Source organism: Terrimicrobium sacchariphilum (genome assembly GCF_001613545.1).
GTDB lineage: Bacteria > Verrucomicrobiota > Verrucomicrobiia > Chthoniobacterales > Terrimicrobiaceae > Terrimicrobium > Terrimicrobium sacchariphilum.
In genome coordinates, this window is the sequence record NZ_BDCO01000001.1 from 121,816 (window position 1) to 136,246 (window position 14,431).

Sequence of the window (14,431 nt, forward strand, 5' to 3'; positions counted from 1 at the left end):
TGTATTAGCTTAACGAAGCGGAGCCGTCGCGAGGGTCGCCACGCGGCGGTAGCCTCGGTGGGAAAGTTCCGCCGCAGCGTAGGACGCAAAGGCGGGACTCTGCCCGACTGCGGGGAGCAGGACGATCATCTCGTCGCTGATCGCATCGAGCTTCGGCCGGATGTCGCGCTTCAGGTCAAACGGCGGGTACGCGGGCAGTGTTCCTCCCCGGCTCCAGGAGCGGATGAGCGTCTTCTGGATTGCGCGGGAAGCCGCCATCTGGGCCTTCATGAAGGCCTCGACCTGCAAAGGAGGCACGCCCCTGGCCTCCCCCTTGCTGACGAGGCCAGCCAAGAGCTCCGCCTCGCGCTTCGGATCGTAGACCGGCAGAGTGTCGCGGAATTTGACCCATGCGACCTGCGAGGCGAGGTCCAGCCGGTTACCCATCAGCTCGACCATGCGCTTCTGCGGCAGCGTCGGGTGAAAGGAAGACTGGGATGCAGGCGTGGCGCATCCCCCGACGAGCGCGAGGCAACACATGGCGAGAAAGGAACGTGTCAGCGTTTTCATCATCAGAGCGTGGGAAATTTCACCCACTTCGCGCCGAGGCTGGAGCTTTTCACCGCCGTCTCGATGAAGGCCATGCCATACACGCCGTCGTCGATCGTCGGGTAATCCACATCCTTCGGTACCTTCTTGCCCGTAACCGCCGCACGGATGGCGCGGAAGGCCTCGATGTAGATGTTTCCAAAGGCTTCCAGATAGCCCTCGGGATGCCCGGCGGGAATGCGCGTGAATTTCTGGAGCTTCGGCGAGAGGTAGCCATTGCCCCGGCCCCAGACCTGGCGCGGCTGGTCGGGGTACTTCACCACGAGCTGGTTCGGATGCTCCTGATGCCACTCCAGGGAGGCTTTCGAGCCATAGACGCGGATGTTGAGATTATTCTCCTCGCCGATGGCGATCTGCGAGGCGAAGAGCGTGCCCTTCGCGCCGCCCTTGTAACGCACAAGAATGCTGCCGTCGTCGTCGAGCAGGCGGCCTTTCACAAAGGTGGAAAGGTCCGCGCAGAGGCTCTCGATCTCCAGCCCGGTGATGTAGTGGGCGAGATTCTCGGCATGCGTGCCGATGTCGCCGAGCGAACCCGCCGCGCCGCTGCGCTTTGGGTCCGTGCGCCACGCAGCCTGCTTCTGCCCGTCCTTTTCGAGGAAGGAACTCAGCCAGCCCTGCGGGTACTCGGCCACCACCTTGCGGATCTCGCCGAGGTAGCCGGAGCGCACGAGCTCGCGCGCCTGCTTCACCATGACATTGCCGGTGTAGTTGTGAGTCAATACAAAGATCTTGCCGCTCTTTGCCACCACCTTGCGCAGCTCCTTGGCCTGCCTGAGGTCAAAGGTCACAGGCTTGTCGCAGATCACGTTGAAGCCGCTCTCCAGGAAAAGCTTCGCCGGACCGAAGTGCTGGTGGTTCGGCGTGACGATGACGACGAAATCGAGGCGCTCGCTGGCGGGCCGGTCTTTTTCCGCCGCCGCCATTTCCTCATAGCTGCCGTAGACTCGCGAGGGATCGAGGTTCAGATCCGCGCCGGATTCCCGCGAGCGCGTTGCATCCGAGGAGAAGGCCCCGGCCACGAGTTCCGCCTGCTGGTCCATCGCCGCCGCGATGCGGTGAACCGCACCAATAAAGGCTCCGCGGCCACCGCCTATCATTCCGTATCGAAGTTTGCGTGCCATAAAAAATCCTACTGCTCTGCTTTGTCGAAGGCCGAATCAAACGCGCGTGCGCTGGAGGGAAAATCCAGGGCGCGGACAGCGCGAGCCGCCTCGGTCGCGCCGTGGATGCGGTCCATGCGCGCATCCTCCCACTCCACGGAGAGCGGGCCGTGGTAGCCGATGTCGTTGAGCGCAACGATCACATCCTCAAAGCGGATGTCGCCGCGCCCGATCGAGCGAAAATCCCAGAACCGCCGTGCATCGCCAAAGCTCGTGTGCCCGCCGAAGACGCCGACTGATCCGTCACCGTGGCCCCACCAGACGTCCTTCATATGGGCGTGGTAAATGCGGTCGGAGAAGGTACGGATGAACTTCACATAATCCACCCCCTGATAGCCGAGATGCGAGGGGTCGTAGTTAAAGCCAAAGCGCTTGTGCCCGTCGACGGCCTCAATGGCCCGTTGGGCGGAGACAATATCAAAGGCGATCTCCGTCGGATGCACCTCGAGAGCGAAGTTCACATTCAGCGCGTCGAAGGCGTCGAGGATAGGCGTCCAGCGTGCCGCAAAATCCTCAAACCCCTTGTCCCAGTAGGCCTGCGTCGTCGGCGGAAAGGCATAGATGGAGTGCCAGATCGAGGAGCCGGTGAATCCATTGACCACGGCCAGTTCCCCGGCCTTCGCGCCCGGCTTGGCATCGAAAAACGCGCGGGCGGCCTTGCCCGTGGCGATCATCTCCTCGGCAGCCCGCTGGCGAACACCCTCGGGATTTCCATCGCCCCAGACGGCAGGCGGCAGGATGTTGCGATGGCGGTCGTCAATGAGATCGCACACGGCCTGGCCGACGAGGTGATTGGAGATCGCGTGGCAGGTCAGATCATTTTCCGCGAGGAGCTTCCAGTGATTCGGAATGTAGTCCGGGTCCGTGAGGGCCTTGCGGACATCGAAGTGGTCGCCCCAGCAGGCGAGTTCAACGCCATCGTATCCCATGGACTTGACGAGCGGGAGGAGTTCGCGAACCGGGAGGTCCGCCCATTGGCCGGTAAACAACGTGAGGGGTCGGGGCATGAGGCCGTAATGTGTCAGCCTCGCCGCCCGGGCGCAAGTCGAGGGATTCCCCCTTGTTCCTGCCTGCGATTTGCGCCAGAAACGGGAAAGTGCGACCCTTGAAGGCCTTGCGAATCTCTCCTCTTATCCTCGGTATCACGTTATCTCTGGCCGCTGTGTGCGGGCTCAGCGCCCAAGACCTGCGTCGTCCTCCCACCCCGGCGGACCGTCAGCAGTTCGGCTCCACCGGATGGCCCGCCGCCCGGGATCAACTCCAGACCGCCCTGCTCGCCGCCTACGCGCCCGGCGGTTCGCAGCGTCCCGGCAGCACAGGCGTGACAGCCTTCAAGAGCTGGCTGCTCCTCTGGAAATGGGCCGACCTGCTTTCCAAACCCGAGCAACCTTTCGGCACGAAACCTCAGGAAAGCGCGTCTCCATCCGCAGACATGCGAACCAATGCCGATATCCTCGATCCCGCTGTCGTTCGCGCATGGATTGCCGATGAGGCTTTCGGCACGATGCTTTTCGCCACGTTGTCGCCGGACGACAATGCCACCCAGGTCCTGAAAAACCTCCAGGAAATCTATCAGGCCAATGCCGCGAAGTTCCGGGAATATCAGGCTCTCGCCCTGGCGCTGGCCGTGGTCTACGACGAGCCGCTCCCCCGCTACTGGCCGCATCACCAGGTAACACAGTCGCTCATCCCGATCACCAACCAGACCGTGGCCGAGCGCTTCGCCTACTGGACCGGCGTGAATGATGGGAAGGATCTCCTGCTCGACATCCGGCGGCTGAAAGCCGACCAGCTCAAGTTCCTCGTCGACGCGCCAATCGACCCTGCCGAGTTTGCCTGGGCGCGCAAGCGGGTGCGCCTGTCGCGGTCCGAGATGCCGAAGGCCTTTTCCATGATCCGCTACGATCGCGACCGGCTCATGAACCAGCAATATTCCTGGACGGAAGGCCCGTACAAGCTGGACGAGATTTCCTCCAAAGGCGGCATCTGCGTCGACCAGGCCTACTTTGCCTGCATGGTCGGCAAGGCCCGTGGATTGCCTACCCTGTACTTCTCCGGCCAGGGTGTGGACGGTGGTCACGCGTGGTTTGGCTACATGAAGCTCGATGACAAGTGGGAGTTGGACTGTGGGCGCTACGAAAACCAGAACTACGCCACCGGCGAAGCGCTCGACCCGCAAACGTGGACGCCGATCAGCGACCACGAGCTTCAGTTCCTCGCCAAGCGCTTCCGCGATACGCCGCTCTACGCCGCCTCGCAGGACGACATTCTTTTTGCCGAGCTGTTCCTCGCCTCGGGCCAGAATGACCGGGCCTTGCGCGCCGCGGACAGTGCTGTTTCTGTGTGTCCGGAGAATCCGGATGCCTGGAATGAAAAGATCGCGGTGCTGGAAAAGACCCAGGCTTCGCTGCCCGTGCGCCGCACCAACCTGGAAGCGGCGAGCAAGCAATTCACCAACTACCGGGATCTCCGCGTCGACTACCAGCTCGCCCTCGCAAAGGTCGCCCGCGAGCAAGGCGACGCAGCGACCGCCGACGCTCTGGAACGCCAGGCTCAGTACCAGAACAAGAACAAGCGCTCCGACCTGAGCGTGAGCATCGCCGCCGGACGCCTCTCCACGCTGGTCGAGCAAAAGCAGTTCGACGAGGCCTTCAAGGAATACAAGAAACAGATCACCAGCCTGGGCAAAACCGGGGGCGGCAACTTTTTCTACGACATCGTCGAGCCGTTCGCCATGGCCCTCAAGGGAGCGGGTGATACCGCCAGGGCCGAAAGCGCCGTCTCTCTTGCCCGCAAGGCTCTGCGCCCCGAGACCGGCGGCATTCTCGATGTCGACATGACGCAACTCGAGAACGCCGTTTCCGCCAAAGCGGGCAACTAGCATTCGCCGCGAGCCGGAGCTGGCGAGCGGGCCGCCCGGAGCAAGCGCACTTGCGGTAGCGCCACTGGCGACTCGCCTTGCACCGCCATGCCGGTACTGCCGGGGTTTTGTTACCCGACATCTTTTCCGGAAAGCTCCCGTCCCGAAAAAGAAAGGACGCCGATGTCCTGCGACACCGGCGTCCCGGAGATCAGATGATCAGCCGATTAGGCGGGGATCAGTTCCTTCACCATCTCGCGCTCCTGCTTGAGCTCGTTGACGGTGGCTTCGATCTTGCCCTTGCTGAAATCGCTGAGCGGAAGGCCCTGAACGATCTCGAGCTTCGAGCCGTTGGAGCGAACCGGGAACGAGGTGATGAGCCCGGCCTCGATGCCATAGCTGCCGTCGGAGCACAGAGCCACGCTGTGGAAATCGCCAGCGGCGGTCGGCTCGATGATCGAGCGCACAGTATCGACCACGCCATGCGCGGCGGACTTGGCCGAGGAGAGACCGCGGGCCTCGATGATGGCCGCACCACGGAGCTGGACGCTCTTGATGAAGTCATTCTCGAGCCACTGGGTGTCCGTGATGACGGAGGTCACCGGCTTGCCGTTGATCTTCGCGTTTTCAAAATCCGGATAGAGCGTGCTGGAGTGGTTGCCCCAGATGGCGACGTTGGAAACGGCGGTGGAGTGCACCCCGGCCTTGGTGGCGAGCTGCGACTTGGCGCGGTTCTCGTCGAGACGGGTCATGGCAAACCAGCGGTCGCTGGGCACGTCGCGGCCATTGTTCATGGCGATGAGACAGTTCGTGTTGCAGGGGTTGCCCACGACGACGACGCGCACGTCGGAAGCCGCGTTCTTGGCGATGGCAGCGCCCTGGGAGATGAAGATCTTGCCATTGATGCCGAGTAGGTCCTTGCGCTCCATACCGGCCTTGCGCGGCACGCTGCCGACGAGGAGAGCCCAGTTCGCGCCGCTGAAACCTTCGTCGAGGTCAGCCGTGGCAACGATATTGGAAAGAAGCGGGAACGAGCAGTCGTTGAGTTCCATCACGACACCCTCGAGCGGCTTGAGAGCGTTGGGGATTTCGATGAGGCGAAGTTCGACAGGCTGGTCCGGGCCGAAAACGGAACCGGAAGCAATACGGGGAAGGAGAGAGTATCCGATCTGACCCGCGGCGCCGGTCACAGCGACTTTAATGGGAGCTTTCATACATTAATAAAACTAATGCAAGATGGCGTTTTCCCAAAGGACAAAAGCAGAAATCGTGAAGAATTTCGCGTAAACCGCCGTTCCGGAAAATGAGAAACCCCGTTTGCCTCGCGGCAATACGGGGTTCCTCGGTGCTGGGGGAGAAAGTGGTTTTTAGACGAGCTCCTTGAGAGCCTTGCCTGCGACGAACTTGACCGTCTTGGAGGCCTTGATCTTGATCTTCTGGCCGGTCTTCGGATTCACACCCGTGCGGGCTTTGCGGCTGGCGACCTTGAAGGTTCCGAAGCCGATGAGCTGCACCGTCTTCGTTTTCTTGACGCCGAGCTTGATGCCATCGATCACCGCGTTAACCGCGCGCTCCGCATCTGCTTTGCTGGTTCCGAGAGATTTCTGGACGGCTTCGACGAGTGCAACTTTGTTCATTGAAGGAGAAAAGATTGAGACTAGGGCGGACTATGACTAAGTCGGCCCGCCTCTGTCAACGTTTTCAGAGGAAAAAATGAGGAAAGCACATTTTTGCAAAATAGCAAATCGACATGGAGTTGCGGGAGGCCGGCCCTGGCTTTATAGATCGGCATGACCTTTGAGGAACAAATTGCCCTGTATCTCGGGCGGGAACCACAGATCGCATCCACTGCCTACATTGCTCCCGGAGCCTTTGTTGCCGGCGACGTAACGATCGGTGAGGAGGCAAGCATCTGGCCCGGATGTTCCCTGCGTGGCGATATCGCGCCCATCCTGATCGGAGCCCACTCCAATGTGCAGGACGGTTCCGTCGTTCATGTAGCGGATGACAAACCGGCCATCATCGGAGAATGGGTCACCATTGGCCACCAAGCCATTGTCCATGCCTGCGAGATCGGTGACGAGGTGCTTGTCGGCATGGGTGCGGTCGTGCTCGATGGAGCCAGGGTTGGCGCCCGGAGCATCATCGGTGCAGGCGCTGTGGTCACCGGCCGCATGGTGGTACCGCCGGGGTCGCTCGTGCTGGGGTCGCCCGCAGTGATCAAGCGGCAACTCAGCGCGGAAGAGCAGGCCAAGGTGCGCGTGTGGGCGGAACGCTATGTCACCGTGTCGCGGGCTTACCTCTCGGGTATGGCCAAGGTTGCCCGCCCATCGACCTGCTGCTAGTCTGCTCTCATGAGCAAGCCGGTGGAACAGATTTTTGTTCGAGCGATCATTCCGACGAGTGCTGGCGTCGCCGTGTTTGTCGGAAATGTCGAGAAGGTCTTCGTCATTTACGTCGACCCGAGTGTCGGCAGCGCGATCAATATGTTCCTCAACGGCACCGCCAAGGAGCGTCCCCTCACCCATGATCTCATGGCACTCATCCTGGCCTCACTCGGGGCAAAGGTCGATCGCGTCGTCATCAATGATCTCAAGAGCGGCACTTACTTCGGACGCCTGATCCTTACTGCGGAGAACGAACTCCAGCAGCGCAAGATCATCGAACTCGATGCCCGGCCCAGCGACTGTATTGCCTTGGCCTGCCAGCAAAAGGCCCCGATCTACGTGAGCCGAGAAGTTTGGGATGAGGTCGAGGATATGTCCGACGTGCTGGCCTCGATGCAGCAGCAACAGCAGGAGCAGTCTGGCGACGACGAAGAAGAGGACTAGAGCGGCCTAGATAAAGATGGAGCCGGTGCCCGGTGAATGCCCGGAGGGAGCGGCATCATACTGGGATTGCACGGAATGAATGGTTACATCCCTCCCAACGGGCCGACACCCATGGATCGCTCCAACCGAGCAATATCCATAGATGGACCCGATCTGCTCTAGAGTCCTCTCCATCGCGTCCACCCGGCATCGACCAGGAAAGCCAAGGCCACGAGCAGCAGCAGCCAGTTTCCCAGCGAGGCATAGCCTTCCGTAGCGGGGCGCACCCAGGCCTGGCGCAGATCGGTGATGACTCGTCCGCCGCTGGCAGCACTCACCGCGCGCACCTCATCCACGCGTTCCGAGGCAGAATCCCACTCGGGATCGACCGATGGAGCGACCGGACCAAAACCCCAACGCAGGTCCCCGGCCCGTACAACGCCCCTCAGGGGCTTCCCAGGTCGGAGAGGAACTCTCGCTTCCAGTTTTCGCGGCTCGATTTGCTCCCAGGGAACGGTCCGGGGTTCGGCGGACAAGTCGTCCGAAACGATCAGGACCGGAGGAGCTTTCGCGAGGCGCTCGGTCCAGGAATCATCGGTAAGCAATTCGATCCGCACGTCGTTGCCCTCCGTCCTGACCTTCAGGCTGGTCCCCTGCGGGGCGTCCAGGGGCAAAAGCCATCGGGCAAGCGTTTGCACAAAGTCTGGCGCAGCAGGCCAGTCACGGAATGCCGTCGAGTATTCTCCCGCCATCGGAAAGCAAACCGCCGCCACCCGCCCGATGCCACGCTGCCAGAAAGAAACCAAGGGAGCTTTATATTCGTCGCCCGAGATCAGCGCAACAGACGCCCCTGGGCGCAAATAACTAAGGTTGTAGCCGTCGACCTGCGGCAACCAGTCCATGCGGCGAGGAGAAATCTCCGACCATCCGCCAGCGCTGACAGTCGCTACCGGCTCCTTGAGAAATGCTGACCTCGCAATCGCAACTGTTTCCTGCGCAAACAGGCCAGGGAGTTGAGCCGGGTCGGCATTAAAGAATATACGACCTCCACCCAGCGCCGCCACGTCGGCGAGGAAATTGGCGTCGCTGTCAGTGGAGGACCCCAGACCGATGACACTGACGGTCGTTCCCTGGGCCTTCATCTCCCCGAGGAGGTGCCGATAATCTCCCGGCTCCTCCGCGTCGGCCGCATCGGCAAAGAGGATCACGTGGCGCTGGCCCGCGGTGGAGGTCTTCAGCGCCTCCCAGGCTGCTTTCAACCCCGTATACACATAGATCCCTCCGCCGGCGCTGCGGATGCTCCGCACATCCTCCGCCATCTTCGCCTTATCCCGCCCGATCATGGAGAAGGGCACCACCTCATGCGCCTCGCTATCCACAGCATAGACGGCCACGGCGTCCATTGCGCCCAGCAGTTCGATTGCGCGGGCCGCGCCTTCGTTTGCCAGGTCCATCTTGGTAGCTCCACCTCCGGCCGAAACGGCCATGCTCCCGGAACGATCCAGCACGATGGCCATCGCCACCGCCAGTTTGCGATGCTCCTCTCGCAACTCCATGGATACGGGCAGTAAAGGGTCCACCTGGGACTCAAAGTAGCCGCCGGCACCGAAACTCTGAGCCCCGCCGGACATAAGCAAACCGCCACCCTGCTCTTTTACAAAGAAAGGCAGCGCGCCCAGAAAAGCAGCGGGCAGACGATTGGCGGGCATATTGTTCAAGATCACAAGTCGCGACCCAGACAAGTCCCCCGCATGCAGGCGGGACGGATCATTGACGACCTGGACCGCCACACCACCCCGAACCAAAGCCGCCGCCACGGGATCGTCTGGATAAGGACTCACGAGCAGAACGCCCGGTCCGGAAACTGTCTCGATCCAAACGGAACCTGAGTTGTTGGCCATGCGCGAGTCCTGGAGGGGAATCAACCGGACATCGTACCGATGCGCTCCCCCCTTCTCCGCCCGCAGAGCGACTCGACCGTGTCCCCGGCCCCGCCGTACGGAGACCGCCCCTGTTCCGATACGCACTCCATCACGCAGAACCTCATAAGGTATCTCCTGATCCTCAAAGGAAAACGCCTCAAATTCCACCATCATCCCCTGACCTGCCTGCACTCGCAGAGGTGCATTCACCCGGGTGATCCCGGCATCGCCTGCGGAGGAGCGGTTTTCCATGCGCAGATCGAGAGGGACTTTCGCCGCAGCCAGCCTGGTCGACATTTCGCCGAGGGACTCGGTGGAAACGCCGTCGGTAACCATGAGCAACCGCGTAGCCCTCGCCGGATCGCGCAAGCCGAGAGCGTACTCAAGAACGAGCCTCATGCGAGTCTCGCCACGCGGGGACTCAAACGATCTGCCTCCCTCGCGCTCCAGAGGGGCGGCGGCAAAGTCCACGATACGAAGCCGGTCGTCCATGCCCCGCTTGGCCTCCAACAGCCGCTCGATCTCCTCGCGGCGCGGTTCGATCCACTCCGATGCCGACGACGATCGATCCATCAGCACGATCAAGTCCATGCCGGGCGGCGTCATGTTCCACTCAGGTCGGGCCAGATAGAAAACAAGGAGAACCAGGCAGGAGAGTCGCAACGGGCGCCATAGCCCCGCCCGGGGCAGCAGCCAGGCAACGAGAGCGACGCAAGGCAGCAGAAGCAGCCAATACGGAGCGCCCAGATGAAACATGGCGGCTATTCGTATCTCAGGGCGCTGATCGGGTCGAGTCGCGAAGCGCGCAGGGCCGGGTAAATACCAGACAGCACACCCGCAATGATCGCAAACACCACGCTGATCACGATCGAGTCCAGGGACACATAGGGAACGTTCTCACTCGGCGCGACTGCAATCAGGAGCTTGATCAGCCCGAAACCCGCCGCGATGCCGATGATCCCGCCGATGAATGCAACCGAAACGCTCTCGACCAGGATCTGCAAAAAGATATCCGCCCCCCTCGCTCCCACGGCAAGACGGATGCCGATCTCACGCACGCGTTCCGTGATACTGGCCAGCATGATGTTTGTAATGCCAATGCCACCCACGACGAGACTGATGGCCGCGATCAGGCCGCCGCTCAACCGGGTGGCGGAGATACTCGCCTCCATGCCCTGAAACCACTCCTCGCGAGTCTGAAGATCGAAGTCATCCACCCCGCGGTGGGTGATGTTGAGGGCATTGCGCACCATGCTCAAGGTCTCGCGGAATCGATCCAAGTCGCCAACGCGAAATGACAGGTTGTCCAAGCGAATGGAATCGAGAGAATCCTCGGGAAGCTGGCCGGACTTGTATTCAAAAAACATCGTGCTGAGTGGAATGATGACAGACTCGTTTTTGCGGCGAAACGGATCCCAGCGGTTCTGTGACTTGGAGGTCGGTTGCGACTGGCGAGCCTTCACGATCTCCCTCATGCGCTTGTCCTGCTCCCTCTCGTAGACATTCAGCACTCCGACAACTTTGAAGGGGGTCTGATTGATGGTTAAAATGCGTCCCACGGCATCTTCAGCCGGGAGATTCGGCCAGAACCGTTTCAGGATGGAATCTCCGATCACGACGGAGTGTGCCGCCCGGTCGACATCCAGCTGGGTCAGAAAGCGCCCCGCCGCGATCTCGTGCCGATTGACTACAAAATAATCCGGCCAGGCTCCAGAAACCTGCATACGTTGGGAGATCGGTCCGGAGGAAAGCAGCGCGCCGATATTGATCTCAGGAGAAACCTCCGTAACCATCGGCGTGGATGCCAGGATCGCGCGCGCATCCTGCACCGTGCGACCCGGGGAGAGATTGGCAAACTCGATCATCTCTGCGGAGATCTCCTTACCAATGACGGTGACGAGTTCCAGCCCGCCGACCTGCTGCATGAAGGCCTTCGTGCCGCGTTCGATACCATTGGTAAGCGACATCGTGGCAATGAGGCTGCTCACGCCCAGCACGATGCCGAGCATGGAAAGAAAGCTGCGAAACTTGTGGGCGGCGATCTCCCTCAGCCCCGTCTCGAGAGTGATCCAGAGATTCATGGATTGTATTCCCTGCGGACCTTTCCGTCGCGAATCTCGATGACCCGCTTTGTCACCGCCGCGACGTCAGGATCGTGCGTCACCAACACCACAGTGCGACCAGAGGCATGGAGGTCGCGGAACATCTGGAGCACCATCTCGCCGGTGGCCGAGTCGAGATTGCCCGTCGGTTCGTCGCCGAAAATGATGCGGGGCCGATTCACCAGGGCGCGGGCGATGGCCACGCGCTGACACTGACCACCGCTGAGTTGCGTCGGCCGGTTGTTGAGACGAGCCCCCAGCCCGACAGATTCCGCCACCTCGATGGCTCTCTTCCTTCGTTCGGCCGCGGGAATGCCGGAGTACAGGAGCGGCAACTCAATGTTGCGCACCACATCGATCTTCGGAAGAAGATTGAAGGACTGGAAAACGAATCCGATCTCCTTGTTTCGCACCTGGGCCAGAGTATCGGCACGGGCCGAGGTAAGATCCCGGCCAAAGAGCTGCATACGCCCGGAGGAAGGGGTATCCAGGCAGCCGAGCAAATGCATGAGAGTGGACTTGCCACTGCCGCTGGGGCCGATGATGGCGATGAACTCTCCCTCCTCGATACGAAGGTTGATTCCATCAAGGGCGCGGATCTCCTGATCACCGATCCGATACGACTTGACGACGTTTTCCAGGAGGACGAGAGCCACGACGTTCGCTAGGATTTCGCCGGCATCTTGGAGGGTTCCTCAAGCAGGATCTCCTCTCCCTCATTAAGACCAGCCTTCACCTCGGCAAACGAGAAATCGGTAAGGCCGATCGTAACCTTGCGGCGCTCTGTCGTCGCTCCGCGTCGAACATAGACAATATTATCCCGCCGATCGCGAAACACTGCCGTCACCGGTACGGAGACCGCGTTGGCGACCTTGCCGATAGGTACGATCATGCTCACCGACATGCCGGGCTTCAAGCGTCCCACGCCCTGATCGATCTCTGCCTCGACCTTGAACCCTTTAACGTTGTTTTTCACGGTCGCCAGAGGGGCGATGGATTCAATGCGCGCCGTAAGGGAACCCGTCATTCCATCGACAACCGCGATGTCTACTTTTTGCCCGACGACGAGATTCGGAGCATCGGCTTGATTGACATGCGAATCGATCATGAGCCGGGAAAGGCTGGCAAACTTCATCATCGTCGTGCCGGAGTTCACACTGGCGGCGGCCGTGACGACCTGCCCTTCGTTGACCGAATCCGGAATGTCCAGAACGGTGCCATCAAAAGGAGCCGTAATCACCGTTTTGCGCAGCTTGTCGTCCACGGTTTGAAGCCGGCGCTGGGCTTTTTCCAGGTTGTTCTCAGCGATGGCAAAATCGGACTCCAGATTGGAATAAACCTCCTTGCTGATGAGCTTCTGCTGGTAGAGGGCCTTGGCGCGCTCGTAATTCCCTCGGGTCTTGTCCACTGCCAGCTTGGCGCCTTCGATCTCGGTAAGCGCACCTGCCCGCTCCGTCTGGAGATCACGATCGTCGATGGTGGCAAGCATGTCACCTCGCGCCACGGTATCGCCGATGGCGACATGGATCTTCTTGATCTTGCCGCCCACCTCTGGCTTTACGTCGATCTGAAGCGATGGCGTCACCTCGCCCGTGAGGAGGAGGGAAGATTCGATATCCCGGCGTTCCGCCGTCACGATCGTCTCACCGGGGGCGGGTTCCGGAGCTCCCGTCGCTGACTTTCCGGAATACCAATGGAACCCGGCGTAGCCGAGCCCGGCCACAATGACCGCGAAGAGTATGAATCTGGTGGGAAGCTTCATGTTTCACTCCGCTCTTCGAAGAAAAGAGCGCAGGAGGCAGTATAGGAATGAATGTGGTTCTTGTCGACCACCGGGCCGATTTCCCCGCTGCAAAGGAAGCCCGCACTCGGATGATCTCCGAGGATTTCCTCCAGCAATCCGGCGTCGTGGCTTGAACTTCCAAACAATCCCGACCCACGTCCTGCACACGCAAAAAGCAATGAGGCAGAAGGCTTTACCCCCTCCAATACCGCATGCCGCAGGACGGAGCGCCACTCGTTATCCGCGGAATCTTTGTCCCGTAGCTGGTACTGCAAAGTTTGTCCGATGCGCGGGATGCCTCCGATGACAACCGCGCCAGAATTGGGGTCTGCGCCGAGAATATTGCGGATCAAAAAGTCGCCCGGTTTGAAATCCTCCACGTACTCCGTACCAGCCAGTCCGGCAAAAAGATTGCCCTTTGCCGAGGCCTTTTCGCCATCGGTCAGCCCTTCAAAAGCAGACTCGAGCGCCTCATACGCCGGATGGGATCCGAGAGCGTAAACAATATTATTTTCCGCCTTGGTCACAGTGAGAGGCTCTCCTATCGGGCGGCACCCCTGACTGACCAGCGGCAATACGCGCATGCCCTTTACTCCGAGCACGAGTGCATCGACAATCTTGTCATTCCAGAAAACCGCCGTGGTTTCCTCCTCCCCGGAAGCCAATCCCCCGATGCATGGAATATTCGGAAATGCCTTGTTCCATTCGGCAAGCCATGTCTCGACATCGAATAGAAACGGATTGGCCAGTGAGATCCAGGCAGAGGGATCAGTCGACCCCGCGATTTTCTTCCACGTCGATGTCCCGGCGGAACCCTCAAGGGTCGATTCCTTCAGCGTGACGACCTCAAAGGAGGCCTCTGGAGCGTCGACAGCGAGAAGGCTGAAACCTGATCCCGTCTCTTCCTCGACCCCGTTTGAGGTCAGGCCAACGCCGGTACAACCCACGACATCGACCACGTGGCCATCCACGCGTACGATCTCGGCAAACTCGGAGAGATGGGGTACATAATCCGGCGTCACAAAGGCAAACGCGATGGAGGCATTTCCTCCCGTGGCAGTCCGCAACTCGGCAGCCGCACTCACGACCTCCGCCGCGTCGAAACTCCCTTGCCTATGTACACTGGCGCATTTCTTCATCGCAGATGATTTTCCTGCGATCCGCTGTATTGTCAACGCCCGTGGCGCTGATTTTCATCCCACGTAA

General features: G+C 60.6%; 13 protein-coding genes. 3 read left to right on the forward strand and 10 right to left on the reverse strand.

All coding sequences use genetic code 11. The annotated features are described in order from the left end of the window. Positions 1-9: 9 nt before the first annotated feature. The 3 genes from aroQ to TSACC_RS00425 are packed head-to-tail and all read right to left on the reverse strand — an operon-like array spanning position 10 to position 2,755. Complete coding sequence (aroQ, locus tag TSACC_RS00415; protein WP_169809487.1) at positions 10-549, reverse strand: gamma subclass chorismate mutase AroQ; 540 nt, start codon at positions 547-549, stop codon at positions 10-12. Between the two features lie 2 nt (positions 550-551). Further along, the gene (locus TSACC_RS00420; RefSeq protein ID WP_075077428.1) at positions 552-1,709 is read right to left on the reverse strand and encodes a Gfo/Idh/MocA family protein; all 1,158 of its coding nucleotides are present in this window, start codon (positions 1,707-1,709) and stop codon (positions 552-554) included. Between the two features lie 8 nt (positions 1,710-1,717). After that, on the reverse strand, positions 1,718-2,755 hold the full coding sequence (locus TSACC_RS00425) for a sugar phosphate isomerase/epimerase family protein (protein WP_075077429.1): 1,038 nt from the start codon (positions 2,753-2,755) through the stop codon (positions 1,718-1,720). Positions 2,756-2,853: 98 nt separating this feature from the next. Here TSACC_RS00425 and TSACC_RS00430 point away from each other — a divergent pair, with 98 nt between their 5' ends. Further along, on the forward strand, positions 2,854-4,629 hold the full coding sequence (locus tag TSACC_RS00430) for a tetratricopeptide repeat protein (RefSeq protein ID WP_075077430.1): 1,776 nt from the start codon (positions 2,854-2,856) through the stop codon (positions 4,627-4,629). A gap of 206 nt (positions 4,630-4,835) precedes the next feature. On the opposite strand, the gene TSACC_RS00435 is transcribed toward TSACC_RS00430, so the two are convergent. Together TSACC_RS00435 and TSACC_RS00440 are read right to left on the reverse strand one after the other, a co-directional pair. Beyond that, on the reverse strand, positions 4,836-5,822 hold the full coding sequence (locus TSACC_RS00435) for a malate dehydrogenase (RefSeq protein WP_075077431.1): 987 nt from the start codon (positions 5,820-5,822) through the stop codon (positions 4,836-4,838). 153 nt (positions 5,823-5,975) lie between these two features. Next, positions 5,976-6,245, reverse strand: a complete 270-nt coding sequence (locus tag TSACC_RS00440; protein ID WP_075077432.1) for an HU family DNA-binding protein — start codon at positions 6,243-6,245, stop codon at positions 5,976-5,978. Positions 6,246-6,398: 153 nt separating this feature from the next. On the opposite strand from TSACC_RS00440, the gene TSACC_RS00445 reads away from it, so the two are divergent. Together TSACC_RS00445 and TSACC_RS00450 are read left to right on the forward strand one after the other, a co-directional pair. Further along, positions 6,399-6,953 carry a gamma carbonic anhydrase family protein gene (locus tag TSACC_RS00445; RefSeq protein ID WP_075077433.1) on the forward strand — a complete coding sequence of 185 codons (555 nt, stop codon included), beginning with the start codon at positions 6,399-6,401 and terminating at the stop codon, positions 6,951-6,953. Positions 6,954-6,962: 9 nt separating this feature from the next. Continuing rightward, positions 6,963-7,439 (forward strand): bifunctional nuclease family protein, encoded by a 477-nt coding sequence (locus TSACC_RS00450; protein ID WP_075077434.1) that lies wholly within the window; start codon positions 6,963-6,965, stop codon positions 7,437-7,439. A gap of 158 nt (positions 7,440-7,597) precedes the next feature. Here TSACC_RS00450 and TSACC_RS00455 read toward each other — a convergent pair whose 3' ends face one another. Genes TSACC_RS00455 through TSACC_RS00475 form a run of 5 tightly spaced genes read right to left on the reverse strand, consistent with a single transcriptional unit; the run spans position 7,598 to position 14,364 of the window. After that, positions 7,598-10,096 carry a vWA domain-containing protein gene (locus tag TSACC_RS00455; RefSeq protein WP_075077435.1) on the reverse strand — a complete coding sequence of 833 codons (2,499 nt, stop codon included), beginning with the start codon at positions 10,094-10,096 and terminating at the stop codon, positions 7,598-7,600. Between the two features lie 5 nt (positions 10,097-10,101). Then, a complete protein-coding gene (locus TSACC_RS00460; RefSeq protein ID WP_075077436.1) occupies positions 10,102-11,421 on the reverse strand; it encodes an ABC transporter permease in 1,320 nt (439 codons plus the stop codon). Further along, positions 11,418-12,098: an ABC transporter ATP-binding protein gene (locus TSACC_RS00465; RefSeq protein ID WP_075077437.1), complete on the reverse strand. Its 681-nt coding sequence runs from the start codon at positions 12,096-12,098 to the stop codon at positions 11,418-11,420. Before TSACC_RS00465 ends, TSACC_RS00460 begins: the two co-directional genes overlap by 4 nt. An 8-nt stretch (positions 12,099-12,106) precedes the next feature. After that, a complete protein-coding gene (locus tag TSACC_RS00470) occupies positions 12,107-13,204 on the reverse strand; it encodes an efflux RND transporter periplasmic adaptor subunit (RefSeq protein ID WP_075077438.1) in 1,098 nt (365 codons plus the stop codon). Continuing rightward, positions 13,201-14,364, reverse strand: a complete 1,164-nt coding sequence (locus TSACC_RS00475; protein ID WP_075077439.1) for an FIST signal transduction protein — start codon at positions 14,362-14,364, stop codon at positions 13,201-13,203. The genes TSACC_RS00470 and TSACC_RS00475 overlap by 4 nt, the downstream gene beginning before the upstream one ends. Positions 14,365-14,431 lie beyond the last annotated feature (67 nt).

What these genes read in the sequence shown, in the direction of transcription:
- aroQ (WP_169809487.1), bottom strand. Translation starts at nt 549, where the DNA reads ATGAAAACGCTGACACGTTCCTTTCTCGCCATGTGTTGCCTCGCGCTC.
- TSACC_RS00420 (WP_075077428.1), bottom strand. Translation starts at nt 1,709, where the DNA reads ATGGCACGCAAACTTCGATACGGAATGATAGGCGGTGGCCGCGGAGCC.
- TSACC_RS00425 (WP_075077429.1), bottom strand. Translation starts at nt 2,755, where the DNA reads ATGCCCCGACCCCTCACGTTGTTTACCGGCCAATGGGCGGACCTCCCG.
- TSACC_RS00435 (WP_075077431.1), bottom strand. Translation starts at nt 5,822, where the DNA reads ATGAAAGCTCCCATTAAAGTCGCTGTGACCGGCGCCGCGGGTCAGATC.
- TSACC_RS00440 (WP_075077432.1), bottom strand. Translation starts at nt 6,245, where the DNA reads ATGAACAAAGTTGCACTCGTCGAAGCCGTCCAGAAATCTCTCGGAACC.
- TSACC_RS00445 (WP_075077433.1), top strand. Translation starts at nt 6,399, where the DNA reads ATGACCTTTGAGGAACAAATTGCCCTGTATCTCGGGCGGGAACCACAG.
- TSACC_RS00450 (WP_075077434.1), top strand. Translation starts at nt 6,963, where the DNA reads ATGAGCAAGCCGGTGGAACAGATTTTTGTTCGAGCGATCATTCCGACG.
- TSACC_RS00455 (WP_075077435.1), bottom strand. Translation starts at nt 10,096, where the DNA reads ATGTTTCATCTGGGCGCTCCGTATTGGCTGCTTCTGCTGCCTTGCGTC.
- TSACC_RS00460 (WP_075077436.1), bottom strand. Translation starts at nt 11,421, where the DNA reads ATGAATCTCTGGATCACTCTCGAGACGGGGCTGAGGGAGATCGCCGCC.
- TSACC_RS00470 (WP_075077438.1), bottom strand. Translation starts at nt 13,204, where the DNA reads ATGAAGCTTCCCACCAGATTCATACTCTTCGCGGTCATTGTGGCCGGG.
- TSACC_RS00475 (WP_075077439.1), bottom strand. Translation starts at nt 14,364, where the DNA reads ATGAAGAAATGCGCCAGTGTACATAGGCAAGGGAGTTTCGACGCGGCG.